This window comes from Streptomyces californicus (assembly GCF_000717645.1).
Lineage (GTDB): Bacteria > Actinomycetota > Actinomycetes > Streptomycetales > Streptomycetaceae > Streptomyces > Streptomyces californicus.
The window spans coordinates 408696-434317 of record NZ_JNZZ01000002.1 but is presented as its reverse complement, the minus strand read 5'-3'; the positions used below and the strand labels follow the sequence as shown (position 1 = coordinate 434317).

General features: G+C 72.7%; 19 protein-coding genes. 12 read left to right on the top strand and 7 right to left on the bottom strand.

Annotation, left to right across the window (positions count from 1 at the left end; translation table 11 throughout):
* Nucleotides 1-101: 101 nt before the first annotated feature.
* Nucleotides 102-2117 carry an NADPH-dependent 2,4-dienoyl-CoA reductase gene (locus IF19_RS0104395; RefSeq protein WP_030118132.1) on the top strand — a complete coding sequence of 672 codons (2016 nt, stop codon included), beginning with the start codon at nt 102-104 and terminating at the stop codon, nt 2115-2117.
* A 65-nt stretch (nt 2118-2182) separates the two neighbouring features.
* Nucleotides 2183-2713 (top strand): PadR family transcriptional regulator, encoded by a 531-nt coding sequence (locus tag IF19_RS0104390; protein WP_030118131.1) that lies wholly within the window; start codon nt 2183-2185, stop codon nt 2711-2713.
* 58 nt (nt 2714-2771) lie between these two features.
* Here the strand turns inward: IF19_RS0104390 and IF19_RS0104385 are convergent, their stop codons facing one another.
* Complete coding sequence (locus IF19_RS0104385; protein ID WP_030118130.1) at nt 2772-3752, bottom strand: DMT family protein; 981 nt, start codon at nt 3750-3752, stop codon at nt 2772-2774.
* Nucleotides 3749-4612: a phosphatase PAP2 family protein gene (locus IF19_RS0104380; RefSeq protein WP_050493684.1), complete on the bottom strand. Its 864-nt coding sequence runs from the start codon at nt 4610-4612 to the stop codon at nt 3749-3751. The genes IF19_RS0104385 and IF19_RS0104380 overlap by 4 nt, the downstream gene beginning before the upstream one ends.
* A 164-nt stretch (nt 4613-4776) precedes the next feature.
* Here IF19_RS0104380 and IF19_RS0104375 point away from each other — a divergent pair, with 164 nt between their 5' ends.
* The 6 genes from IF19_RS0104375 (at nt 4777) to IF19_RS0104350 (ending at nt 9468) form a co-directional block, all read left to right on the top strand.
* Nucleotides 4777-5406, top strand: coding sequence for a TetR/AcrR family transcriptional regulator (locus tag IF19_RS0104375; RefSeq protein WP_030118128.1), 630 nt, complete (start codon nt 4777-4779; stop codon nt 5404-5406).
* A 213-nt stretch (nt 5407-5619) separates the two neighbouring features.
* Entirely contained in the window at nt 5620-6399 is a 780-nt protein-coding gene (locus IF19_RS0104370; RefSeq protein ID WP_030121492.1) for an SDR family oxidoreductase, read from the top strand.
* Nucleotides 6400-6464: 65 nt separating this feature from the next.
* Nucleotides 6465-7478, top strand: coding sequence for an SPFH domain-containing protein (locus IF19_RS0104365; RefSeq protein ID WP_030121493.1), 1014 nt, complete (start codon nt 6465-6467; stop codon nt 7476-7478).
* Nucleotides 7475-8374, top strand: coding sequence for a hypothetical protein (locus IF19_RS0104360; protein ID WP_030118123.1), 900 nt, complete (start codon nt 7475-7477; stop codon nt 8372-8374). Before IF19_RS0104365 ends, IF19_RS0104360 begins: the two co-directional genes overlap by 4 nt.
* 93 nt (nt 8375-8467) lie before the next feature.
* Nucleotides 8468-8968: a nucleotide triphosphate diphosphatase NUDT15 gene (locus IF19_RS0104355; protein WP_030275980.1), complete on the top strand. Its 501-nt coding sequence runs from the start codon at nt 8468-8470 to the stop codon at nt 8966-8968.
* A 98-nt stretch (nt 8969-9066) separates the two neighbouring features.
* Nucleotides 9067-9468, top strand: coding sequence for an SHOCT domain-containing protein (locus tag IF19_RS0104350; protein ID WP_030118121.1), 402 nt, complete (start codon nt 9067-9069; stop codon nt 9466-9468).
* A gap of 42 nt (nt 9469-9510) precedes the next feature.
* Here IF19_RS0104350 and IF19_RS0104345 read toward each other — a convergent pair whose 3' ends face one another.
* From IF19_RS0104345 to IF19_RS0104325, 4 genes are all read right to left on the bottom strand, one after another.
* Nucleotides 9511-9849 (bottom strand): hypothetical protein, encoded by a 339-nt coding sequence (locus IF19_RS0104345; RefSeq protein WP_030118120.1) that lies wholly within the window; start codon nt 9847-9849, stop codon nt 9511-9513.
* A 392-nt stretch (nt 9850-10241) separates the two neighbouring features.
* Complete coding sequence (locus IF19_RS0104335; RefSeq protein WP_030121495.1) at nt 10242-10988, bottom strand: LysE family translocator; 747 nt, start codon at nt 10986-10988, stop codon at nt 10242-10244.
* 149 nt (nt 10989-11137) lie between these two features.
* Entirely contained in the window at nt 11138-12901 is a 1764-nt protein-coding gene (locus IF19_RS0104330) for a SpoIIE family protein phosphatase (protein ID WP_030118118.1), read from the bottom strand.
* A 378-nt stretch (nt 12902-13279) separates the two neighbouring features.
* The gene (locus IF19_RS0104325) at nt 13280-14203 is read right to left on the bottom strand and encodes a helix-turn-helix transcriptional regulator (RefSeq protein WP_030275978.1); all 924 of its coding nucleotides are present in this window, start codon (nt 14201-14203) and stop codon (nt 13280-13282) included.
* Between the two features lie 206 nt (nt 14204-14409).
* Between IF19_RS0104325 and IF19_RS0104320 the strand changes: the two genes are divergently transcribed.
* Together IF19_RS0104320 and IF19_RS0104315 are read left to right on the top strand one after the other, a co-directional pair.
* Nucleotides 14410-14991, top strand: coding sequence for a non-oxidative hydroxyarylic acid decarboxylases subunit B (locus IF19_RS0104320; protein ID WP_030118115.1), 582 nt, complete (start codon nt 14410-14412; stop codon nt 14989-14991).
* Nucleotides 14992-15094: 103 nt separating this feature from the next.
* Nucleotides 15095-16570 (top strand): UbiD family decarboxylase, encoded by a 1476-nt coding sequence (locus IF19_RS0104315; RefSeq protein ID WP_030118114.1) that lies wholly within the window; start codon nt 15095-15097, stop codon nt 16568-16570.
* Nucleotides 16571-16643: 73 nt separating this feature from the next.
* Here the strand turns inward: IF19_RS0104315 and IF19_RS0104310 are convergent, their stop codons facing one another.
* Nucleotides 16644-17372 (bottom strand): HAD family hydrolase, encoded by a 729-nt coding sequence (locus IF19_RS0104310; protein WP_030118113.1) that lies wholly within the window; start codon nt 17370-17372, stop codon nt 16644-16646.
* A gap of 1058 nt (nt 17373-18430) precedes the next feature.
* On the opposite strand from IF19_RS0104310, the gene IF19_RS0104305 reads away from it, so the two are divergent.
* Both IF19_RS0104305 and IF19_RS0104300 read left to right on the top strand, forming a co-directional pair.
* Nucleotides 18431-18739 (top strand): PRC-barrel domain-containing protein, encoded by a 309-nt coding sequence (locus tag IF19_RS0104305; RefSeq protein WP_078625089.1) that lies wholly within the window; start codon nt 18431-18433, stop codon nt 18737-18739.
* 494 nt (nt 18740-19233) lie between these two features.
* Nucleotides 19234-25515, top strand: a complete 6282-nt coding sequence (locus tag IF19_RS0104300) for a non-ribosomal peptide synthetase (RefSeq protein ID WP_030118111.1) — start codon at nt 19234-19236, stop codon at nt 25513-25515.
* Nucleotides 25516-25622: the final 107 nt, after the last annotated feature.

The window sequence follows — 25622 nt, the reverse complement described above, 5'->3', positions numbered from 1 at the left end:
GGTGCGACGCAGATCATTGTGCAACTTGTTGCACAAGCGCTCGGGGGTGGTCTACAACTGACGCGACGACCCTGTGCGGAGGAGACCCGATGAGCGCCCCCCTGAGCCCGTATCCGAATCTGCTGAGCCCGCTGGACCTGGGCTTCACCACGCTCCCCAACCGGGTGCTCATGGGCTCGATGCACATCGGCCTGGAGGAGGCCGAGCGCGGCTTCGAGCGGATGGCCGCGTTCTACGCCGAGCGCGCCCGGGGCGGGGTCGGCCTCATCGTCACGGGCGGCATCGCCCCCAGTGAGCGGGCCTGCTCGTTCCCCGGCGGGGCCAAGATGACGACCGAGGCGGAGGCGGAGCAGCACCGGGAGATCACCTCGGCGGTGCACGCGGCCGGTGGCCGGATCGCGATGCAGATCCTCCACTTCGGCCGGTACGCCCACCACCCCGACCTGGTGGCGCCGAGCGCGCTCAAGGCCCCGATCAGCGGGTTCACCCCGAACGCGCTCACCGACGAGCAGGTCGAGGAGACCGTCGAGGAGTTCGTCCGGGCGGCGGAGCTGGCGCGCCACGCCGGGTACGACGGCGTCGAGATCATGGGCTCCGAGGGCTATCTGATCAACGAGTTCATCGTCTCGGCGACCAACCACCGCACCGACCGCTGGGGCGGCGGTTACGAGAACCGCATCCGGTTCCCCGTCGAGATCGTGCGCCGGGTCCGCGAGCGGGTCGGCCCCGACTTCATCCTGATCTACCGGCTCTCCATGCTGGACCTGGTGCCGGGCGGCTCGACGCTGGAGGAGGTCGTGACGCTCGCGAAGGAGATCGAGGCGGCGGGCGCGACCATCATCAACACCGGGATCGGCTGGCACGAGGCGCGCATCCCCACCATCGCCACCTCGGTACCGCGCGCCGCGTTCACCTGGGTGACCGAGAAGGTGCGCGGCGCGGTCTCCGTGCCGCTGGTGACGAGCAACCGCATCAACACCCCCGAGGTCGCGGAGGAGGTCCTCGCCTCCGGCCGGGCCGACATGGTCTCGATGGCCCGCCCCTTCCTGGCCGACCCTGAGTTCGTCGCGAAGGCGGCGGCGGACCGGGCGGACGCGATCAACACCTGCATCGGCTGCAACCAGGCGTGCCTCGACCACATCTTCAGCCTGCGGATCACCTCCTGCCTGGTCAATCCGCGCGCCTGCCACGAGACCGAGCTGGTGCTGAGCCCGACCCGGACCCGTAAACGCGTCGCCGTGGTCGGGGCCGGTCCGGCGGGCCTCGCCTGCGCGGTGACGGCGGCCGAGCGCGGGCACGCGGTGACCCTGTTCGACGCGGCGGACGCGATAGGCGGCCAGCTGAACGTGGCGCGCCGGGTGCCGGGCAAGAAGGAGTTCGACGAGACGCTGCGCTACTTCCGTACACGGCTGGCGGAGCTGGCCGTCGAGCTCCGGCTCTCCACCCGGGCGGACGCCGGGACGCTGGCGGGTTTCGACGAGATCGTGCTGGCCACCGGCGTCGAGCCGCGCACTCCGGCGATCCCCGGCACGGACCGCCCGAACGTCGTGAGCTACCTGGACGTGCTGCGCGACGGGGCGCCGGTCGGCGACCGGGTCGCGATCGTGGGCGCGGGCGGGATCGGCTTCGACGTGGCGGAGTTCCTCACGGACGGCGGCGAGGCGGCGAGCCTGGACGCGGACACGTTCTTCCGGCAGTGGGGCGTGGACACGGCGTACGCGGACCGGGGCGGGCTGCGCGCTCCCGAGCGCCCGAAGCCGCCGCGCGCGGTCCACCTGGTCCAGCGCAAGACCACCAAGGTGGGCGCGGGTCTGGGGAAGACGACCGGCTGGATCCACCGCACCGAGCTGCGCCACCGGGGCGTCGAGATGATCGCCGGCGCCTCGTACGACCTCATCGACGTCGACGGCCTGCACCTGACCGTCGACGGCGAGCGCCGGGTGCTGCCGGTGGACACGGTGGTGCTGTGCGCGGGGCAGGAACCGCGCCGCGAGCTGTACGAGGAGCTGCGCGCCGGGTCGGTGCCGGTGCATCTGATCGGCGGCGCCGACGTGGCGGCCGAGCTGGACGCGAAGCGGGCCATCCGCCAGGGCACGGAGCTGGCCGCCGCGCTCTGACCTCTCGCGGGGCCGACCTCGGGGGCCCGGCCGCCGGGTCCCCGCACGTCCTTAGGATGCACCCCATGTCACTGCCGCACGCGATCCTCACCGCCCTGTTGGAGAAGCCGTCATCGGGTCTGGAGCTGACGCGCAGGTTCGACCGGTCGATCGGCTACTTCTGGTCCTCGACCCACCAGCAGATCTACCGCGAGCTGGGGAAGCTGGAGCAGGCCGGGCGGATCAGGGCGCTGCCCCCGGCGGCGCCGGCCCGGGGGCAGAAGAAGGAGTACGAGGTGCTGCCCGCCGGGCGCGAGGAGCTGGCGGCCTGGGTGGCGCTGGCGGAGGACCCCAAGCCGGTCCGCGACCCGCTGCTGCTGCGGATGCGGGCGGCGGCGGTCGTCGGGGCGGACGGGATGGGCGCCGAGCTGCGCCGCCACCTGGCGCTGCACGAGGGCCAGCTCGCGGAGTACCGGGAGATCGAGCGGCGCGACTTCACCCCCGCTCCGGCCACCGACGAGGGCCGGCTGCGGTATCTGGTCCTGCGGGGCGGTATCGACCTGGAGACGTTCTGGATCGGCTGGCTGACGCGCGCCATCGCCGACCTGGACGGCTGAGCGGGCCGTCCGGGCCGGGTCATGGGCGCCGCGGGGTGCGTCCGGGCGCTCGTACCCCTCAGCCGCTCGCGTGTGCCGGCAGGGGCTCGGGGGCGAACGACGGTGACGCGGTGTCCGCGAGCCGCGGGCTTCCGATGACGGCCCGGGGCGGGACGGGGTCCGCGGCCGGCTCCGCCGGGGCGGGGCCCCCGCGTGCGTCGTCCGGCTCCGTGTTCCGCGCCTGGGCCCGGCTGAGGAGGACCACCCCGCGCACGGCCGCCACCGTGCCGAGGGCCGCGAGCACCAGGCTGACCGGTCCGCCCTGGAGGCGTTCGCCGAGCAGCGCCAGGCCGATCGCGGCGGCGGCGACCGGGTTGGCGAGGGTGACCACGGCGAGCGGAGCGCCGAGGCCGCCCCGGTAGGCGGTCTGGGACAGCAGCAGGCCGCCCATCGCGAAGGCGGAGACGAGCAGCGCGACCGTCAGCAGCCGCCAGCTGAACAGCGGGCCGCCGGAGTGGTCGGTGACGGCGACGGTGAGCGTCTGGGTGAGGGCGGACGCGACCCCCGAGGTGATCCCGGAGGCCGCCGCGTGCCGCAGTCCCGGGCGGGCCCCGGGCCGGCTGAGCCCGGCGACGACCGTCATGGTCGCCGCTCCGACGCCGAGCGCCTCGGGCAGGGTCAGGGTGTCGTGCGGGGCGGAGCCGCCCGATGTCAGGAGGAGCGCGCCGAGGCCGAGGAGGGTCAGGGCGGTGCCCCGCCACTCGACGCGTCCGACCCGGCGGCCCGCGGCACGCGCCCCGAGCGGGACGGCGACGACGAGGGTGAGCGCGCCGAGCGGCTGGACGAGGGTCAGCGGGCCGTAGTTGAGCGCCGCCACGTGCAGCAGCGCGCCGGCCGCGTTGAGGCCGACGGCCGACCACCAGGCGCCCCGCCCCAGCATCCGCAGGACCCCGGTGCCGGGGTCGGTGCGGCCGGCCAGCCGGGACTGGGCGACGGCGGCTGCGGCGTAGGCGGCGGCCGAGACGAGGGAGAGCGCGACGGCGAGGAGGGTGGCGTTCATCGGACGGCTCCGGCTCGTGGGCGGGCGGGCGGCCCGGGACGCGCGTCGGCGGCGGTCGCGTAGGCCGGTACGGGGAAGGGCGCGGCGTTCTCCCACGCACCCGGCCGGGACAGCTGTGCCGAACCGGTCCGGGCTCCTCGCGGCGGCCGGAACGCGGCCAGGGCGACGGCGAGGAGGGCGACGACCACGACGGCGTCGAGCCAGTAGTGGTTCGCCGTGCCCACGACGACGAGCAGGGTGATCGCGGGGTGCAGCAGCCACAGCCAACGCCACCGGGAGCGGGTCGCGGCGATCAGCCCGACGGCGACCATCACGGCCCAGCCGACGTGCAGCGAGGGCATCGCGGCGAACTGGTTCGCCATGGTGTCGGTCGCGGGCGTCTGCCCGTACACCGTCGGTCCGTAGACCTGGCCGGTGTCGACGAGCCCGGCGGCCGGCAGCATCCGGGGCGGGGCCAGCGGGAAGAGGAGGTGGAGCGCCAGCGCGGCGGCGGTGAGTGCGGCGAGGACGCGGCGCGACCGCACGTAGTGGCCGGGGCGACGCCAGTAGAGCCAGATCAGGAAGAGGGCCGTGGCCGGGAAGTGCACGGCGGCGTAGTAGGTGTTCGCCGCGTGGGTCAGGGTCTCGCTGTGCAGCAGCAGCCCCTGGACCGTCCCCTCACCGGGCAGGTGCAGGGCGCGTTCGAGGTCCCAGGCGTTCCCGGCGTTGCGGAACGCCTCCTCGACATGGCCGTTGGCGGCCCGGCGGCCGAACTTGTAGGCCAGGAAGAGTCCGGCCACGAGAAGGAACTCGCGGACGAGGGGCGGTCGGGCACGTATGTCCGGCTCCTGGTCCGCGGGCTCGGTGCGGGCGGGTTCCACCCGGTGCCCCCTTGGATGCGAAGCGGTGTCAGGACGGCCCGGTCGTTTCGATCCACGCCGTATCGATACGCCAGTGTACCGATACGGAGTCGTTTCGGTACACGCGCGTATCGGTACACTGGCGTATCGAGAACCTCACCGCACCGCCGCAGGAGGTACAGCCCATGCCGTCGCCCGATCCCGTACAGGATTCCGCCCTCGCGTCCCCCCGGTCGAAGATCACACCGGAGCGGGCGCAGGAGCTCTACGCGGCGGTGCTGGACCTGTTGCGGGAGAGCGGCTACGAGTCGCTGACGATGGAGGGCGTCGCCTCGCGCACGCGGTGCGGGAAGTCGACGCTGTACCGGCAGTGGGGCTCCAAGCCGGAGCTGGTCGTGGCCGCGCTGCGCGGCACCCGGCGCATGCGGCTCCCGCACATCGACACCGGGACCCTGGCCGGGGATCTCCTGGAGGCCGCCCGGGCGATCGGCGAGGCGTCGGTGCGCGACACCCCGTTGATGCACGCCCTCAGCCACGCGGCGCTCCAGAGCCCGGAGCTGCTGTGCGCGCTGCGCGAGGCGCTGATCGTGCCGGAGGTCGCGGCGATCGACGCGATGGTACGGCGGGGCCAGGAACGCGGGGAGATCGCGGCGGACCACCCGGGGGCGGCGTTCGTCGCGGCCCAGCTCCTCGGCGTGATGCGCGCCCGCCCCCTGCTCGAGGGCCGCTACGCGGACGCCGCGTACCTGACCGGCTTCGTGGAGCGGGCGATCCTCCCGGGCCTCGGACTCCCGGCGGGCGGGCCGGAGTCCTGACAGACGTGGACCGCCCGCCCTCGCGGAGGAGGACGGTCCACCCGCGCCGCACCGTGGGGACGGGGGCGGCGCACCGCCCGGCCGGCCGGCGGCCTCTTCGGAGGCCGCCGGCCGGCCGTGTTTCCGCGCTCGCCCTTCCGTACCTAACAAGCGCTTGGTAGCTTGCGCTCGACCGTGCGGCAACCCCGCACCCCCCCGGGCGAAGGGCGGACCATGGACCTGTCCCACGCGATGGACTTCACCGGACGGGCGGTGCTCGTGACCGGCGGCACCCGGGGCCTGGGGGCGGCGACGGCGCGGGCCTTCCTCGCGGCCGGGGCGGACGTCATGGTCTGCGGGCGCGGGAGTCCGGCCGCACCGCCGTCGGCGGGCGGCCGATCGGCGGCGTTCCGGGCGGCGGACCTGCGGGATCCGGCAGCGGCGGCGGCGCTCGTCGCCGCGACCGCGGAGCGGTTCGGACGGCTCGACGTGCTGGTGAACAACGCCGGCGGCTCCCCGGACGCGGACGCGGCGACCGTCTCGCCGCGCTTCGTCGAGAAGGTGGTCGCCCTGAACCTCCTCGCCCCCTTCTTCACGGCCCAGGCTGCGTACCGGGTGATGCGGGAGCAGCCGGACGGCGGGAGCGTGATCAACATCGGCAGCGTCTCCGCCCACTCCCCCCAGCCGGGCACCGCCGCCTACTCCGCCGCCAAAGCCGGCCTGCTCGGGCTGACCCGGGCCCTGGCCCTCGAATGGGCGCCCCGGGTCCGGGTCAACCACATCACCGTGGGCCCCGTCCGCACGGAGAACGCCGCCGCGCTGTACGGGGACGACGACGGGGCGGCGGTCGCGGGCATCGTCCCCCTGGGCAGGCTGGCGGAACCGGACGACGTGGCACGCGCCTGCCTCTGGCTGGCCGACGGCCACTCCTCGTACGTCAACGGCGCCGATCTCGCCGTGCACGGCGGCGGCGAGATCCCGGCCCGCCACGTGGTCCGCCGGAACTCTTTATAGTCACCTTGACTATTAATGCCGCTCCCCCTTATCGTCGGCATGACGACATAGAGGGGGTCCTGAACATGGCCGACATCACCCGCCGCTTCGGCTGGCGCCATCTGCGGTCCGCGCCCACCGCCCACATCCGCCACCACAAGCGCGGCACGCTCGCCCACGACGGGCAGGGGCTCAGCTTCTGGTACCGGTCGCTGACGGCGGCGCTCTCCGAGGTGCCGGTGGACGACCGTGAGCTCGCGATGGCGTTCCACGCCCGTACGGCCGACTTCCAGGACGTCACCGTGCAGGCCACCGTCACCTACCGGATCAGCGACCCGGCCGAGGCCGCGAACCGACTCGACTTCTCCGTGGACCCGGACACCGGAAGCTGGCGGGGCGCACCGCTGGAGCAGATCGCCACCCTCCTCACGGAGACCGCGCAGCAGCACACCCTGGACGTCCTGGCCCGCACCCCGCTCGCGTCGGCGCTGGTGGACGGGGTCGCCTCCGTACGCGAACGGGTCGCCACCGGGCTCGCCGCCGAGCCCCGGCTCCCGGCCACCGGCATCGACGTGGTGGCCGTGCGCGTCGTCGCGATCCGCCCCGAGGCCGAGGTCGAACGCGCCCTGCGCACCCCGGCCCGCGAGCAGATCCAGCAGGAGGCGGACCGGGCGACCTACGAGCGGCGGGCCGTGGCGGTGGAGCGGGAGCGCGCCATCGCCGAGAACGAGCTGGCCAGCCAGATCGAACTGGCCCGCCGCGAGGAGCAGTTGGTCGACCAGCGGGGTACCAACGCCCGCCGCGAGGCCGAGGAGAAGGCGGCGGCGGACGGCGTGCGGTCGGAGGCGGACGCCGCCCGCACGGTGCGCCTGGCCCGCGCGGAGGCCGAGGCGGCACGCGAAACGGGCGCGGCGCGGGCCGAGGCCCAGGCGGCCTGGCTGCGGGTGCACGCCGAGGTCGATCCGTCGACGCTGCACGCCCTGGCGGCGACCCGGCTCGCGGAGAACGTGCCGCGCATCGAGAGCCTCACGCTCTCCCCCGACGTCCTCACCGGGCTGCTCGCCAAGCTGGGCCGCGCGGACGGCGGGACGGGGGCGTGAGCCTGGCACCCCGGGCGGTGCTCGTCCACCGGCGGACGGAGTACGAGGAACTGCTCGCCCGGCACGGCACGCACGGGCAGGCGGCGTTCTTCCTGTCCAGCCGGGGCCGCTCGATCGACGAGGTCGCGCGCCGCCACGAGGACACCCGGCAGGCGCTGCGCGAGGTGGCGGCGGCGGTGCCGCTCACCTGGCGCTCCACCCGGGTGGAGCGGGCGGACCTGGACCGCTTCCTGTTCGCACCGGAGGACGTGGTGGTCGTGGTCGGCCAGGACGGGCTGGTCGCCAACACCGCGAAGTACCTGTCCGGACAGGCAGTGGTGGGCATCGACACCGATCCGGGGCGCAACCCCGGCGTCCTGGTGCGCCACCGCCGCACCGAGGCTGCGGCCCTGCTGCGCGCCGCGACCGCCACCGCCGCGCGGACGGACGAGCTGACCATGGTCGAGGCCGTCGCCGACGACACGCAGCGCCTCCTCGCCCTGAACGAGATCTACCTCGGCCCGCCCGGCCACCAGACGGCCCGCTACCGCCTGGACGAGGACGGCGGCGACGGCCCCGGCGAGGCCCAGGCGTCCTCCGGGGTGCTCGTCGGCACCGGCACCGGCGCCACGGGCTGGCTCCGCTCGCTGTGGCGGGAGCGCGGCAGCTCCCTCGCACTGCCCGCGCCGTGCGACGCCCGGCTCCTGTGGTTCGTGCGCGAGGCGTGGCCCTCTCCGGCGACCGGGACCTCGCGGGTGGCCGGGGAGCTGGGGCGGGGCCAGGGATTGCGGCTGACCGTGGAGTCGGACCGGCTGGTGGTCTTCGGGGACGGCATGGAGGCGGACGCCCTGGAGCTGACCTGGGGCCAGAGCGTACGGCTTGGCATCGCGGAGAGGTCGCTGCGGCTGGTGGTCTGAGCGCTCCCGGCCGGCCGTTTCGCTACGGTGGCCCGTGCGCGTCCACGTACCCGCGCCGTCCCGACCCGTACCGCAGAGCGGAGAACCACCACCATGCCGGCCGAGCCCGCCGTCCAGCCCTCCCGCAATACCCGTCCGCCCGCGGCGCAGGCGGCCCTCGGGGTCGGGGTGATCGTCCAGGACGGCCGGGGGCGCGTTCTGCTGGGCCGGCATCACAGCGGTACGTGGGAGCTGCCGGGCGGCAAGGTCGACGCGACGCACGAGTCGGTCGCGGCGGCCGCCGTCCGTGAGCTGCGCGAGGAGACGGGGCTGGTGGTCGACGAAGCGTCCGTGGACGTCATCGCGATGGTCCACGACGTGATCGGCGGGATCAACCGCATCAGCATGGCGGCCGTCGTCCGGCTCGCCTCCGGGGCGCCCGAGGTGACCGAGCCGCACCTGATCAGCGCCTGGCACTGGACCGCTCCCGGCGAGCTGCCGTCCCCGCTGTTCGATCCGTCGGCGCAGATCCTGGCCGCCTGGCGACCGGATCTCGGCGTCACCCATCCGCCCGCACACGTGCTGCGGATCGCCCCGGCCGAGGGCCGTACCTGACGGACCACCCTCCCGATCGCCACCCCTATGCGTACAGATGCGGGTAAAAGCGACCCCCTGTATGAAGGAGGGACCATCCGTGCGATCGGAGTAGCCCCATGGACGATTACCCGCTCCTGAACCTCTTCCTGACCATGCTGTACCTGTTCCTCTGGGTCATGTGGTTCTTCCTGCTGTTCAAGGTGGTCACCGACCTCTTCCGGGACCACTCGCTGAACGGCTGGGCCAAGGCCGGCTGGCTGATCTTCGTGATCGTGCTGCCGTACCTCGGCGTTCTCGTGTACCTCATCGCCCGTGGGCGCAGCATGCGGGAACGCGACGAGAAGGCGGCCCGGGACTCGGAGGCGGCGTTCCGCAGCTATGTGCGTCAGGCGGCGGGCCCTCAGGGCGGATCCGGCGGTTCGCACGTGGACGACCTGACGAAGCTCGCCGAACTCAAGGACAAGGGCGCGCTCAGCCCCGAGGAATACGAACGGGCGAAGGCCAAGATCCTCGCCTGAGGACCCCCGGCCCGGCGCCTCGCCGCCTCCAGGACGTGGCGGCTACCCGGCCTTACGGGCACGACAACGCGCGGGCCCGAGGGCGGCGAAGGCGGCGGCGGTCGTCAGGCCGTAGAGCAGATGGGCGCCCAGATCCTTGGCCAGGGTGGCCCGGTCGTACGAGGTGATCGGCCGGTAGAGGCCGGCCGCGGGCAGGACCGCGTACCCGGTCCCCCACAGACCGGCGCCGAGGGGAACCCCGTAGCCGATGCGCGGCCTGGCCACCGATCCGGCGACCAGCCCGTACTGGGCCCCGGCGAGCACCCCGGTCGCCCAGTGGGAGGCGTTGTTGGCGGTCCGGGCCCACCGGGGGTCCAACTCGCGCTGGAAGAGTCCCTCCACGACGCGCCGACCGACCTGTGCGGGAGCCGGCGCGTCCTTCCAGTCTTGGACGGAGGCCGCCGACTCCCAGGGGGCGAACCTCTCCTCCCCTCCCCCGCGCCGTTACCGCAGGTACAGCAGCGCGTCCATCGCCAGTGTGCCGACCGCGCCGGCGAGCATGCCGCGAGCCACGGCGCCCAGGGGTGTCATTCCAGCCATGATGTGACCATATCCATGGATATGCGGCCACCGAGGGCAGCGACAGGCCGTCATGGCGGAGAAGGACGCACCGCTCTCGACGCCCCACCGTCTTCGGCCGGACGCCGCCCCGCCCGGGCACCGTGCGGCCGGTCCGCCCGTGCTGCCGCCGACGCCTGTCGGCGCCCGTTGCCGGGCCGTCCCATGACCGGGCGTCAGGCCGCGGCCGCGACGCCGACGCCGATGGCGATGAACAGCCAGCCCGTGGTCAGCTCCCAGCGGTGCTGGACCTTCGGCCGCGCCAGCAGGGTACGCAGTCGAGCGGCGACGGCGACCACGACGAACCAGTAGACGATGCCGATCAGGACGTCCAGGATGCCGAGGAAGAAGATCTGCCGGGTGGTCGAGCCCGCGCCGTCGACAAACTGCGGCAGGATGCTGAGGAAGAACAGCGCCGCCTTGGGGTTGAGCACATTGGTGAGGAACCCCTGGGCAAACCCGGAACGCCACTGGGCACCGGTGGGCGCCGGCCCCTTCGCGGGCTCGATGTCGCCCCTCGGCTCCTCTGCGGCGGGCCGTTCCCGGTCCGCACGCCGTTCCCGGTCCGCACGCCGTTCCCGGTCGGCGGACCGTTCCCGGTGGGCGGACCGTTCCCGGTCGGCGGACCGTTCCCGCGCGGAGCGCCGGGCGGCGAGCACCGCCCGGATCCCGAGGTGGACCAGGTAGGCGGCGCCCAGGAGTTTGACCGCCTCGTAGACCGCCGGGGAGCGGGCGGCGATCACCGCGAGACCGACGGCTGCGGCGAGCATGTGCACGCACAGCCCCGCCTGGGCCCCCAGCCCGGCCGCCCGCCCCTTCGCGGGGTGCTCGATCGCCGACCGGAACACCACCAGGAAATCGGGGCCCGGGACCACGTAGGCGACCAGCGCCACCCCGAGGAATCCCATGAGATCGACCGACATCCGCACTCCGTTCCCGTCGCACACTCCCCGGAGCCGGGGCGCCCTGGCATCCGGTACCCGCTCACCGGCCCGGACAGGCTGCGGACGCGGGGGCCGGTTTCAGCCGTTCCGCGAGAATCGCCGGGCGGGCCGGGTGGTCGGCGTCCGGTTCAGGCCGTGGGCGGAATGCGGAGGGCGAGCAGGGCCACGTCGTCGTCGTTGTCGGCGGGCCGTGAGTGTTCGAGCAACTGGTCGACGAAATCGTCCAGTTGCCGGTGGTTGAGGGCTGCGGCGTGTTCACGGAGCCGCCGCAGTCCGACGTCCAGGGGTTGGCGGCGGGACTCGATGAGGCCGTCGGTGTAGAAGAGCAGCGTCGAGCCGGGAGGAAGGCGGATGTGGGCGTCGGACCGTGCGTGGTCGGCGGCGGCCCCGAGAAGGATCGCTCTGCCCTCGCCGAGGAAGCGCGTCGCTCCCGTGGGGTCGAGGAGCAGGGGCGGCGGATGACCCGCGTTGGTCCAGCTCAGGGCTCGGCCCCCGGCCGGATCGGCGGTCAGACGGGCCAGGATCAGAGTGGCCATCGACACATCGGTGATGTGCCCCATGGCCTGGTCCAGCCGTTCGACGGTGCGGTGCGGCGGGCCGTCCTCGGCCCAGGTGTAGGCGCGCAGCATGTTGCGGAGCTGCGCCATCCCGGCGGCGGCTTCCAGGTCGTGGCCGACGACGTCGCCGACGACCAGCGCGGTGTCGCCGTCGGGGAGGGGGAAGGCGTCGTACCAGTCGCCGCCGACGTGGGAGGCGTCCGGCGCGGGAAGGTAGCGCGCCGTCATCTCCACACCGGTCAGCCGGGGAAGCTGGGGCAGCAGGTAGCGCTGCATGGTCGCGGCGATCCGGCGCTGGCGCTGGTAGTGGCGGGCGTTCTCCAGGGCGATGCCCATGCGCCGGCCGATGTCCTCCAGCAGGTCCAGGTCGGCCGGGGTGAACGGCTCGTGGTCCGCGGTCCGCCCCAGCGTAATCGCGCCGAGTACCTCGCTCGGCCCCTTGACGGGGGCGATGGCCGCCGTCTCGATGCCGGTGGCGGTGAACAGCTTCCGCTGCTCCACCGCGACCGCGCTGTCGGGCGGCGCGTCGTAGGTCCTCGGCCCGGCGAGGGTGGACGCCACCCCGCGCAGGGCCATGGAGAGGGGCATGGGCGAGGACGCGGGCACCGGCGGCATGGGCCCCTGCAGGTCCTCGCGCACGGTCAGGCCGTCGGGGTGGGCGTGGACGACGAGCGACCTGTCGACCTCGTCCGTCTCCGTGATCAGATCGATGACCGCCCAGTCGGCGAGCCGGGGCAGCAGCAGCTCCACCACCCTGCGCAGGGAAGCGTCCACGTCGATGTTGTAGACCAGCTGGGCCGTGGTGTCCGCCAGCAGAGCCAGCCGGTCCCGTTCCGAGAGGGCGCGCGTGGCCGGGGGCGATCCGGCGGGGCGGGGGCGCGGCCCGTGACTGTCGGTGTCACGGCCGGGATCGCCGGTCCCGGGCGCGTACGCGTCGGTGTCGAAGGCGACCAGCCGGGCCCCGTTTCCGGCCCCGGACTCGACGGGCAGGGGGAACCACCGGACCGGGAGGCGCGAGCCGTCGCCCCGCGCGAGCCATGTCCGGCCCTCGGCAGCCACGTCCGTCGCCTCCGGGCCGGCTCCGGCGGCCCGGGGCGACGGGATCTGCCCGGCGTCCGGATGGAGCAGCGCCCCGAGGCGGCGGCCGACGACCTCGGCGGCGGAGCGTGACAGGAGGGCCAGGGACGCGGTGTTGGCCCAGACGATCCGCTCGTCGCCGTCGAGCGCGAACACGCCCACGCCCAAGCGGTCCAGGACGGCGACCAGCTCCTGCTGGACGGCCCCCGCCGCCGTACCCGTACCGTCGCCCACACCGGCTCCTCGCCTCGGAAACATCGCCCCGCGGGCGCCGGCGTGACGGGCGCACCCCTTCACGGCCACCGGCGGGCTCGGAAAGGGAACGAGCACGGGCGAGCCATACGAGGGGCCGCTCCCGTCCGAACAGCCGCCGACCAGCCGGCCACGAGGACCGAACGACAATTTCTCACACGGATCACCGGCTTCGCACCGCCGCGCCGTCCGGGCGTCGGCGCCCGACACCGCCGGGCTCGTGCGCGGTAGGCCGTGAGCCGTCGAGGACAGTGCCAGGGAAGGCCCCATCCGCCCGATCCGCCCCGGGCGGTGTCCGTTCCCTTCTCGGACCCGCTCGGCGGCAGAGCCTTCGTGCCCGCACGCGGGTCGCCGTCCGAACGCGGGTCTGGTTCTGCCGCACCGTCATCCGTGGCCGCTGCCCTCCCCGTCCACGCGGGCCCGTGCCCGAAAGCCCGCCGGGGTCTCTCCGGAACGCGTGCGGAAGAACCGGGTGAACACGGTCGCGGAGGGGAACCCGAGGCGCTCTCCGACCGTATGCGCCGCCAGATCGGTGTGCAGCAGGAGCCGTTTCGCCTCGGTGACCAGCCGGTCGTCGATGAACCCTTTGGCGCTGCGCCCGACGGCCGTGTTCGTCGCCCGGGTGAGGGTGCGCACGCTGTAGCCGAGAGCGGTGGCGTAGTCCGCCACCTGGTGGAAGCGGGCGAAGTCCTGTTCCACCGCCAGTTGGAAGCGTCGGAAGGTGTCGTCGCCCGCCGCCCGCCGCCGGTGCCCGCCCGGCAGGCTGGAAAGCCGCAGCACCAGGATCGAGAGCAGGTGGCGTACCACCTCGACGTGCACCTCCAGCGGTAGGTCGCTCAGCCGGTGGTACTGGCTTTCCAGCATGGCGAGGGTCTGCCGCACCGGCGCTTCGGCTTCCGGGGCGGGCGCGAGCGGCAGCCGCCAGGTCCGCCGGTCCAGTTGTGCCGCCATGACGGTGGCGGCGCCCAGGAAGCTCGGCTGGAACAGGATCACCGTCCCCCGCGGTTCCGGGTCGGCTCCCTGTCGGGATCGCGGCGCGGCCGAGTCCTGAAGGCGGCGGAGCCGGAAGACCTGCCCCGGTCGCACCCACAGCCACTGCCCGCCGCCGATGACGCACTCGGTCAGGTCCACGGTGCACGGGAGTCGCCCTTCGTGCAGGGCGAACAGCAGGTGGAAGCCCGGCCGCACCGGTGTCCCGGTGTCGGCGCCGAGCCTGCGGACCCGCCGGGCCCAGCCGGAGAGGTCGGTGACCTCCAGGCCGGGCGGCCCACCGGGCGTGGCCGGGAAGGGGAACTCGACGACATCCATGGATGGGTCCGTTTCTGCACAGAGAGCGTCCGCGTTTGTCCGCAGTCACGTCGATCCTCCCATCTAGCGTTGCAGCAGCGCAGGACCCCTAGACGTGGCCGGCGGGGCGGAGGCCGGACCGCGGCGATCCGCACCCCGGTCGCTACTGACCGAAACTGCGCATTCAGACGAGAGGCTGCGCGCGGCCGGCCGGAGGAGCGAAGAGCATGCGACTGATCGTGGGAATGACCGGAGCCACGGGAGCGATCCTCGGGGTGCGCCTTCTGGAGCGCCTCGCAGCCGACCCGGCCGTCGAGACGCATCTGGTGCTCAGCCGATGGGCCCGGGCCACGATCGAGCTGGAGACCGGCCGGACCGCACGCGACGTGGCGGAGCTCGCCGACGTCGTGCACAACTCCGAGAACCAGGGAGCGGCCATCTCGTCCGGCTCGTTCAGGACGGACGGCATGGTGGTGGTGCCCTGCAGCATGAAGACCCTGGCCGGCATCCGGACCGGATACGCCGAGGGTCTGGTGAGCCGTGCGGCGGACGTCGTCCTCAAGGAGAACAGGCCGCTGGTGCTGGTTCCGCGGGAGACCCCGCTCAGCCACATCCATCTCGAGAACATGCTCGCGCTCGCCCGCATGGGCGTGCGCATCGTCCCGCCGATGCCCGCCTTCTACAACCACCCGCGCACCACGGACGACATCGTCGACCACATCGTGGCCCGCATCCTCGACCAGTTCGACATCGAGGTTCCGTCAGCGCGCCGTTGGAGCGGCATGCGCGCGGCCCGGAGCCTTCGCTGACTCCTGGCGGGAGCCTTCGCCGACTCCCGGCCCTTCCTCGCCCTGCGGCCCCGTCTCCCCCACTCCCGTACTCCCCGTCATCCCGACTCAAGGAAGTGACGCCATGTCCCACCCCGACCCCTCTCTGGACTTCCGGGCTTTCCTCGACGAACTGCTCGCCGCGGGCGACGCGGTCGCGATCGAGCAGACCGTCGACCCCCACCTCGAAGTCGGCGCCATCACCCGCAGGGCGTACGAAACCCATGCGCAGGCACCCCTGTTCACCTCCCTCACCGGGGCCGAACCGGGCTTCCGGATCCTCGGGGCCCCGGCCGGGCTCAGCAGCCTGCCGGGGGAACGGCACGGCCGTATCGCGGCCCACTTCGGACTGGCCCGCACATCGACCCCCCGCGAGATCCTGGAACACCTGGTCCGCGCCATGCACGCCGAGCCCGTACCGCCGGTCGTCGTACCGTCCGGGCCCTCCCAGCAGAACGTCGCCGTCGGCGACGCCGTCGACCTGGAGCGGCTCCCGGTCCCGCTGCTCCACCAGGAAGACGGCGGACGCTACCTCGGCACGTACGGATTCCACGTCGTCCAGAGCCCTGACGGCGCGTGGACCAGTTGGTCGGTGGCCCGGACCATGCTGCACGACCGCAGGACGCTCGTCGGGCCCGCGATGCCGCAGCAGCACATCGGCATGATCCGGCAGATGTGGAGTGAGCGTGGCGAGCACACCCCGTGGGCCATGGTCCTGGGCGCCCCGCCGGCGGCTCTCGCCGCGGCCGCGATGCCGCTGCCCGAGCAGGTGAACGAAGACGGTTACGTCGGCGCGCTCACCGGCCGTCCCGTCGAGGTGGTGCGCACCCTGACCAACGGTCTGCACGTCCCGGCGAGCGCCGAGATCGTGCTGGAGGGCTACCTCAGCAGCGACGAGAGCGCCCCCGAGGGCCCCATGGGCGAGTACCACGGCTACGCCTTCCCGGAGGGCAAGCACCAGCCCGTCTTCCATGTCGAAGCCGTGACCTGGCGCGACGCCCCCGTGCTGCCCGTCTGCGTGGCGGGGCTGCCTCCCGAGGAGAACCACACCGTCTGGGGCACGATGATCTCCGCTTCGGCCCTGGACCTGCTGCGTACGGCCGGCCTGCCCGTGGACCTCGCCTGGTGCTCCTACGAGGCGGCCACCTGCTGGATCGTCCTGTCCATCGACCGTGCGCGCCGCGCCGCGCTCGGCTGGACGAGGCGGCAACTGGTCGACGCCGTCGCCGAGGTCCTGTTCCCCTCGCACGTGGGCTGGATGGTGCCGAAGGTCATCCTGGTGGACGACGACATCGACATCACCGACGTCAACCAGGTCGTCTGGGCTCTGGCCACCCGCAACCACCCCGCCACGGGCCAGTACGTCTTCCCCGACGCGCCCGGCATCCCGATGGTCCCCTACCTCACCCCGGAAGAGGTCCGGACCGCCACGGGCGGAAAGTCCGTCACCGACTGCCTGCTGCCGGAGGACTTCCGAGGCACCACGGCCTCCTTCCGGGGCTCCTACCCCCAGCGGCTCCAGGAGCAGGTCCTGGCCGACTGGCACCGCTACGGCTACTGAACGCCGCACCGCGCGGAGCACCCTCCACGGCATCCGCGAACCGCGTCTCAGCCGTGGAGGGAGGCGCACGTCGCTATCCGCCGCGTACCCAGTCCAGCTCCAGCAACTGGGGGGCGCGCAGCGTGGGCACCCACAAGTCGACCGCGCTCTCGCCGTCCGGGGGCTGTGGGCCGACCCCGATCACGCGCAGCCGGGCCCGGCGGGCGGATTCGATGCCCGTCAGCGAGTCCTCCACCGCCAGCGTCCGCTCGGGCCGGGCGCCGCAGAGCAGTGTCGCGGTGGTGTAGACGTCCGGCCAGGGCTTGGGCCTGATGACGCCTTCCGCGAAAGCTCCGCCCTCCGGCGTCACACCGGACGGCCGGGGGGCGCCGGGGACGACGATGTGGCGGAAGCAGGACAGCAGCCCGGCCCGGTCCAGGCTCTGTTCCACCACCGTCAAGGGGCAGTTGCTCGCCACGGCCAGGGGGAGCCGTCCCGACAGGCGGTGGACGAACTCGGCCGCCCCGGGCATGGTCACCGGGTCGTCGGCAACGCGGTCCATGAAGTGGGAGAGCAAGGATTCCGTGATCTCCGGTGCCAGGTCCGGTTTCCCGGCCTCGTCGGCCATCATCCGGCCGCAGGCGAGGTAGTGGACGCCCTTGGCGCGTTCGGCGAATCCTGGCGCCGGCCGGAGACCGAAGTCGTGAAAGGCCCGGATCCGGGCGTCCTGCCAGTGCTGTTCGGTGTCCATGAGGGTGCCGTCGCAGTCGAAGACAACGGCTTCGGGTGACCAGCCGCGGACGGGCTGTTCGGTGATGGTCATCAGCGGACCACTCCTGGGGGAGATGCGACCCGGCATGGCGCGGGACCGCAGGCTGTGGGATCGCCACTCGGAAAATTCCCGTCACATCCGCTATTCGGATGTGAACACCGGTACCGAAGTTCGGATACCGGCATACAAAGAAGTGGCGTTTCCCGAAGGTATTCACATGCGAGGCTGCGGTGCAATCACCGATTTGGCCGCTCGACACGCACCCGGGAAGCCCTCTACGGAGAGATCCGGAACGCAGTACGTTCCGCGCCCACGAGAAGTCAACTAGCTCCTTGGCTCGCCGCGTTGACCATCTCGCACCAGGACGTCGAGCCCCCGTCACACGTGCTGCCGATCAGGCCAATTGGCCAGAAATGCCTGACCAAAGGAGAGAAATGCACTCGCGCGCGTGCACCTTCGAAAGCAAGTAAGAGAACAGCGAATGCCCCCTCTTTCGCCCCCCGCGCACGCGGGCGCATTCCATCCAGGATTCACGCGTACCTTCGGGAGGAGCGACAGTCGCCGATCCGATGGGCACGGAACCTTCTCATCAGAGGATCGGCCCGGCGCGGCTCGATGCGCATGTGCCGGCCGGCCCGGCCGCCCGACCGCCCGACCGCCCGGCCGACGACACGATGCTCCGACAACCGGGCTGCGACCGGCCGGCTCCCGCGGGCTCCCCCGGGCCCCTGGCTTTCTTGGCTCCCCGGAGCTTTCCTGGCTCCCCGGGGCCCTCGAAGGAAGACCGGCAGATGGGTGCCCGGCACGCCGACGAGCCGGTCACCTCCACCCGTACATCTCGCGACCTCGTCGGTAATCCCGGCGCACCACGCATGGCGGGGCCCCACCGACTTCCCCCTGACGCGATCGGAAAACACCTCATTTCGTGGACATGCGCCGGAGGTGCCGGGGCACGAGACCGTCAGCGGTGAATGAGGAAACAACGAAGGACGGCAGAGACATCGAAGGCGACACACATCGCCGTCACTGATATCCGAACCGGTGTTTCCCGCGAAGATTTTTCATTGACTTCCATGCGAACGAATTCCTCGCGAACGAAGGAGCTTTCCATGACGGACAACCTGTGGGGATACCAGCCGGCCGCCGGTCACACCGTCGGCACCGACCTGATCGGCTACAAGGTCGAGGCGACGGACGGCAGCATCGGCAAGGTCGACAAGCACTCCGACGACGTGACGTCCTCCTACCTGGTGGTCGACACCGGCGTATGGATCTTCGGTAAGCACGTGCTGCTCCCGGCCGGCACCGTGAGCCGGGTCGCCCTCCCCCCAAATGGCCCGGGCCCCCGGCCCGCCACCCACGGGGCCCGCCCCCGCCAACCCCTCGGGCGTGCCCCGCCCCCACGCCATGGGCCGTGACATCCCGAGGAGTTGGGCGAGATGGCGCATGGTGGGTGTCCGGCCGCGGACCGGCCCTCATGGACGCGGCCCTCGAAACACCGCGAGGAGGGTCCTTGCCGACCGCGCCCACCCGTCGGCTCCAGCGGCCCACAGCGGACGTTCGAGGGCCGGACACGGTGTCACTGCCCAGAACGGCGGACCCCGACCACATGCGCTCAGACGCTTGTCGTTCGTTCGGGCATCCCGACGACGGAAGAGTGTTATCCCTTCGGTGGAGTTCGGCCTACCACCGTGGTCGCGGTCCATGAACCGCCAAAGGAATCACCCGTCACAGCGACGAAGGGACAATTGATCGAGCTTCCCCGGCACGCGCACCATGGAACGGCCGCCGTAAGCGAGCCCGATGCCGGGAGTCTCCCTGTATGGAAGCCAGAGATGACGCACATCACCTGCTTGCCCTGACAGCGTCGAATGCCGCAGCGTCGAACGGTCCGATCGGCCGTGACGCGACGTTGCACGAACTCGTCGGCGCGCAAGCCGCCGCAACGCCCGGAGCCACCGCCGTTGTTCACGACGACGGGCTGCTGACCTACGCCGAACTGGACGAGCGGAGCACGCGGCTCGCCCACCGGCTGCGGGCCCTCGGTGTGCGTGCCGAGACACCCGTCGGGGTGATGCTGGAACGTGATCCGGAGCTGGTCGTCGCACTGCTCGGCGTGCTGAAGGCCGGCGGAGCCTTCGTGCCCATCGACCCGGCGTACCCGACGGCGCGGATCCGCCACATGCTGGACGACTCCGGGGCGCGGGCCGTCCTACTGCGCCAGGACCTGCGGGACCGGCTGCCCGAGGACCTGCGCGACGGGACGGGACAGGTGGCGGTCGTGCCGGTGGGCGCGGAGAGCGGGGCCGGGACGTCCGCGCGCCGGCCGGTCACGCCGGTCGAGCAGGAGCCACGGCCCGAGCGTCTGGCCTACATCGTCTACACCTCGGGCTCCACCGGGCTGCCCAAGGGTGTGATGGTCGAGCACCGTGGCATCGTCAGCTATCTGCTGGGCATGCTGGAGCACTTCCCGATGGGGCCGCGCGACCGAATGCTGCAGGTCACGTCGCTCTCCTTCGACGTCTCCGTGTACGAGATCTTCCTGCCGCTGCTGACCGGCGGCGCCACCGTGCTCCCCCGCTCGGGCAGCCACACGGACGCCGCCTACCTGAGCGGGCTGATAGCCGAGCACGGCGTGACGTCCTTCCACATGGTGCCCTCACTGCTGCGGACCTTCGTGGACGGGCTCGATCCCCGGCAGTGCGCCGGGCTGCGCCGGATCTTCGTCAGCGGAGAGGCACTCGATCCCACGCTGGTGGTCGACGTGCACGACCGCCTCCCGTGCGACGTGGTGAACCTGTACGGAGCGACCGAGGTCTCCGTCGACTCCACGTGGTGGACGGCGCCCCGGGACCTGCCGGACGCACCGGTGCTGGTCGGCCGTCCCATGGCCGGCGCCACCGCGTACGTCCTGGACGACGAGATGAGGCGACTGGCCCCGAACGAGGTGGGCGAGGTCTATCTGGGCGGGGCCAGCGTGACCCGGGGCTACCACGGGCGGGCGGCCCTGACCGCGCAGCGCTTCCTGCCCGACCCGTACGGACCTCCCGGGAGCCGGCTGTACCGCACCGGTGACCTCGGCCGGGTCGAGGGCAGCGGAGAGCTGCGGCTGCTGGGGCGTATCGACCACCAGGTGAAGCTGCACGGCCGACGGATCGAACCCGGTGAGATCGAGGCGGCGATGACGGCCCATCCGCACGTCTCCCTGGCCGCCGCCGTCCCTGCGGGCGCCGGCGCTGGGGCGACCCTGACCGGATTCTTCACCGGCGCGGAAGCCGACGCCGAAGAGCTGCGCGGGTTCCTCGCACAGCGGCTGCCCGCCGCGCTCGTCCCCTCCCGGCTGGTCGCACTGGACACGCTCCCCCTGTCCCCCAACGGCAAGATCGACCGGAACGCACTGGCCGACATCGCCGCGCGGCAGGACCTCGCCGCGGTACCGCCGGCACCCGAACAAACCGACCCCGTCCTACGCGCCGTCCTCGACGCCACAGCGGACGTCCTGGGCGGAACACCTGTCGCCCCGCACGAGAACTTCTTCGACAAGGGCGGCAACTCCCTGCACGCGACCCGGCTCGTGGCCAAGCTGCGCTCGGCCCTGGACACGGCGATCGGCGTCCGCGCGGTCTTCGAACACCAGACACCGGCCCAGCTGGCCGACGCACTGCGCGTCACGCTCGACGACGCCCCGGACAGTGGTGCGCGGGGCACCGCGGAAGGCGAGCTGTCCGCCGCCCAGCACCGTATGTGGCTGCTGGCGCAGATCTCCGAGACCCCCGCCGAGTACGCCATCACTCTCGCCCTCCATCTCGCGGGCGCCCTGGACACCGAGGCGCTCGGCTGGGCCGTCGACGCGGTGGTGCGGCGGCACGACTCCCTGCGATCGTGCTTCCCCGACCGGGACGGCACCCCCGTGCGGGCCGAGGTGCCGGCCGAGGCGTTGCGGCTGAGCCACGCGCCGCCGGAGCCGGGCGGCGACCCGGACGAGGTGGTACGGCGGGTGGTCGCCGAAGAGACGGCCGGTCTCGACCTGGTGGCCGGACCTCTGTTCCGGCCGGTACTGGTGCCGCTCGGCGCCGAGGAGCACCTGCTGGTGATCGTGGTCCACCACATCGTGGCGGACGGCTGGTCCACCGAGGTGCTGCTGGAGGACATCGCCGCGCACTACCGGGCCCGGACGGGCGGGGAAGCCGTACCCGGGCGTCCGGTCGTCAGCTACCGGCGCTACGTGGACATCGAGCGCCGCAACGAGCGCGACGGCGTCACCGACCGGGATCTGGAGTACTTCACCACCGAGTTGCACGGCATCCCCGAGGAGGTGACCCTGCCCCTGGACCGGCCCCGGCCCGCACAACGCACCGGGCGCGGCGCGACCCTCCGGCCGGCGTTCGGACCGCGCGGGGCCGACGCCGTTCGTCGGCTCGCCGCCGCGCACCGCACAACACCGTTCGTGGTCCTGCTCGCCGGTCTGAGCACCCTTGTGCACCGCGCGGGCGGCCACGAGGACGTGGTGATCGGCAGTGCGGTCGCCGGGCGCTTCGACGCCGAGCTGGACGACCTCGTGGGCCTGTGCCTCAACTCGGTGGCGTTACGGTGGCCGGTCGGCCCCACCACTGCCTTCGCCACGGTGGTGGAGCGCGCCGAGCGAAGCCTGCTCGACGCCATGGACCACTCCGCCGTGCCCTTCGCCCGGGTCGTCGAGAAGCTGGGCGTGCGCCGCGACGCGCGCCGCACCCCCGTCTTCCAGGTCATCGCTCTGTACGACGACTTCCCCGACAGCCCGGACCTGCCGGGCCTGTCCGTGCGCGCCCTGGAGACGGACGACGGCACCGCGCAGTGCGACGTGCTGTTCACCTTCCGGCCGCCGACCGATGACGGCATGTCCCTGGGTATCGAATTCAGCACGGACGTCTACGACCACACGACCGTGCTGCGCTGGGCGGAGCAGTTGGAGACGTTGCTGACCGCCGCGGCGGACGCCCCCGGCACCGAGGTGGCCCGGCTGCCGCTGCTGTCCGGATCCGCGCTGGACGCGCTGCTCACCCTGGGCGCGGGCCCCGTGCGGCCGCTGCCCGACGACCTCACGCTGACCGGGCTGTTGGCCCGCCAGGTGGCCCTGGCCCCGCAGCGCACCGCCCTGACCTGGCGGGAGGCCACCGGAACGGTCGCCACGCTCAGCTACGCGGGCTTCGACGAACGCTCCTCCCGCGTCGCCCACGCCCTGCGCGAGTACGGCGTCGGCGCCAACACGCCGGTCGCCCTCTGCCTGGCCCGTGGCGCCGACGTGCTCCCCGCCGTGTACGGAGTGCTCAAGGCGGGCGGCGGCTATGTGCCGATCGAACCGGACAACCCGCCCGAGCGGATCGCCGGGCTGGTCCGCGACAGCGGCGCCCGCGTCCTGCTCACCCAACGGCGGCAGACCGCCTCGCTGCCAAAACTCCCGGGCGTGACCGTCCTCGTCGTCGATGACCACGAGGCACTGAGCCGCTTCCCGGCCACGGTCCCCGAACCGGTGCCGCGCCCCCAGGACCTGGCGTACGTCATCTACACCTCGGGCTCCACCGGCCGCCCCAAGGGCGTGATGGTCGAACACCACAGCGTGGTCAACTATCTGACGACTCTCCAGGAGAAGTTCCGGCTCACCTCCGACGACCGGCTGCTGCTGAAGTCGCCGCTCTCCTTCGACGTGTCCGTGCGTGAGGTGTTCTGGGCGCTGAGCACGGGCGCCACCCTTGTTGTCGCGGAGGCCGGCCGGCATGCCGACCCGGACTACCTGGTCGAGGCGATCGAACGGGAGCGGGTGACGGTCGTCCACTTCGTGCCGAGCATGCTGCACGTCCTGCTGGAGACGCTCGACGGGCCCGGCCGCTGCCCCACCCTGCGCCAGGTCATGACCAGTGGTGAGACCCTGCCCGTGCAGACCGCACGACGCTGCCTGGACCTGCTCGGCGCGGAACTGCGCAACATGTACGGGCCCACGGAGACCACGGTCGAGATGACCGATTGCGAGGTCCGGGGCCGCACCGACACCGAGCGGCTGCCGATCGGCCGTCCCTTCCCGAACACCCGGGTGTACGTGCTCGACGACGCGCTGCGCCTCGTGCCGCGCGGGACGGTGGGCGAACTGTACGTCTCCGGGGCCCCGGTGGCCCGTGGCTACCTGGGCCGGCCGGCGCTGACCGCCGACCGCTTCCTGCCCGACCCCTACGGGCCGCCCGGCAGCCGGATGTACCGCACCGGCGACTTGGGCCGGTTCACCGGGGAGGGCCTCCTGGACTTCCAGGGGCGCGGCGACTTCCAGGTCCAGCTGCGCGGCCACCGGATCGAACCGGGCGAGATCGAGAGCGTGCTGTGCGAGCAGCCGGGGGTGTCCGCCGCCGTGGCCGTGGTCCGCAGGCCGGACAGCCCCGAGGCCGCTCACCTCGTCGCCTACGCGGTACGGGCCGAAGAGCCGCACGGCACGGACCAGGCCCTGCGCGCGAAGCTGGCCGAGCGGTTGCCGCACTACATGGTGCCGACGGCCGTCGTCACGCTGGACGCCCTGCCGCTGACGGTCAACGGCAAACTGGACCGCGCGGCGCTGCCCGACCCCTGGGAGGCGCGAGCCACCGGAGATTCCGGCTCCGACGACGCGGCGGTACCGGCACTGAACGGCCGCCGGGAACTGGCGCTCGCGGAGATCTGGCGCAGCCTGCTCAGCACCGACGAGGTCGGCCCGCAGGACAACTTCTTCAGCCTGGGCGGCCACTCGCTGCTCGTGGCCACCCTGTCCGCCCGGGTCCGCGCGGAGCTGGGGGTCAGAGCGCCCCTGACCCTGTTCCTGCGCCACCCGGTGCTGCGCGACCTGGCCGCCGCCCTTCCCGAGCCGGACGGCGGCCGGGCGCCGCGGGACGACGCCGGCCTGCGGCAGCGCGGTACCGACCGCGCTCCGCTGTCCGCGGCGCAGCGCCGGGTCTGGATCGACGAACAGCTGTGGCCCGGTACCGCCGCGTACACCGTCCCGGAGGCGTTCCGGCTGCACGGCCCGCTCGACGAGGCCGCCTTCGAGGGCGCCCTGCACGACCTGATGGCACGGCACGAGGCCCTGCGCGTCAGGATCGTGGGCGGTGAGGACCCCTGGTTGGCGGTGGACGACCCGACGGCCGTACGGCTTTCGAGGGCCGACACGCGGGAGGACGGCGAGGCGGGCGTGCAGCGGCTCCTGGAGCAGGCGGGGCGCAGGGTCTTCGCGCTGGACGGCCCTCTGGTGGAGGCGACCCTGGCGAGGACCGATGCCGAGGAGTGGGTGTTTCTCCTCACCGCGCACCACCTGGTCGTCGACGGCTGGTCCTTCGACATCCTGTGGCGGGACCTGGAGATCCTGTACCGCGATCGTGTCGCGGGCGGCGGCCTCTCGCTTCCGCCGCCGCAGCTCACCTTCACCGACTGCACCTGGTGGGAGAGTGAACGTGTCGCCGCGGGCGGCAACCGGCCCCATCTGGCCTTCTGGCGGCGAGAGCTGGCGGGAATCGCCCCCGGCGCCGGACCGGCGGACGCCACGGACACCGACCGTTCGGGCAGCAGCCTGGCGGTGCGGCTCGGGAGCGAGCTTTCCAACCAACTGCGCTTGATCGCAGCGGAGTTGGGTGTCACTCCGTTCGTCCTCACGCTCACGGCCTTCGCCCTCGCCGTGACCGCCGAGGGCTCCGCGGAACAGGTGATCGGCGTGGAGGTGGCGGGCCGAACCGATCAGCGGGTCGCGGACGTGGTGGGCCTCTTCATCAATCACGTCCCGCTGCGACTGCGCAGAAGGCCGGGGCTGACGGCACGACAGGCCGTCGCCGCCCTGGACGATGCCTGGCGCGGAGTGCTGGAGCATTCCGACGTGTCGTTCGACACGATCGTGGACGACCTGGGCGGGCAGCGCGGCGCCGGCCGAGGTCCGGGCAGCGACATCGCCTTCTCCTACCTGGATGCCCGCACTCCGCCACGCCTCGACGGCATCCGCGTCACTCCGCTGGAGCCGGTGTTCAACGGGACGGCCAAGTTCGGCCTGCTGCTGGAGGTGTTCGACACCCCCGACGGACTGGTCGGTGTCTTCGAGCACCAGCTCGCGCGGTTCGGCCACGGCCGGATGACCCGTATCAGGAACCGGTGGGAAGCCATGCTGCTCGGGCTTCTCGCCGACGTCGACGTCCCGCTGGACCCGCAGGGCTGAACCGACGCCACCCCGGCGGCCGGTCGCCGCACGACCCCGGAACGCAAACCCCCCATGCGCACGCGCAGGAGCGAGACGAGGACGAGGAGATGCCACCCACTTCGCCG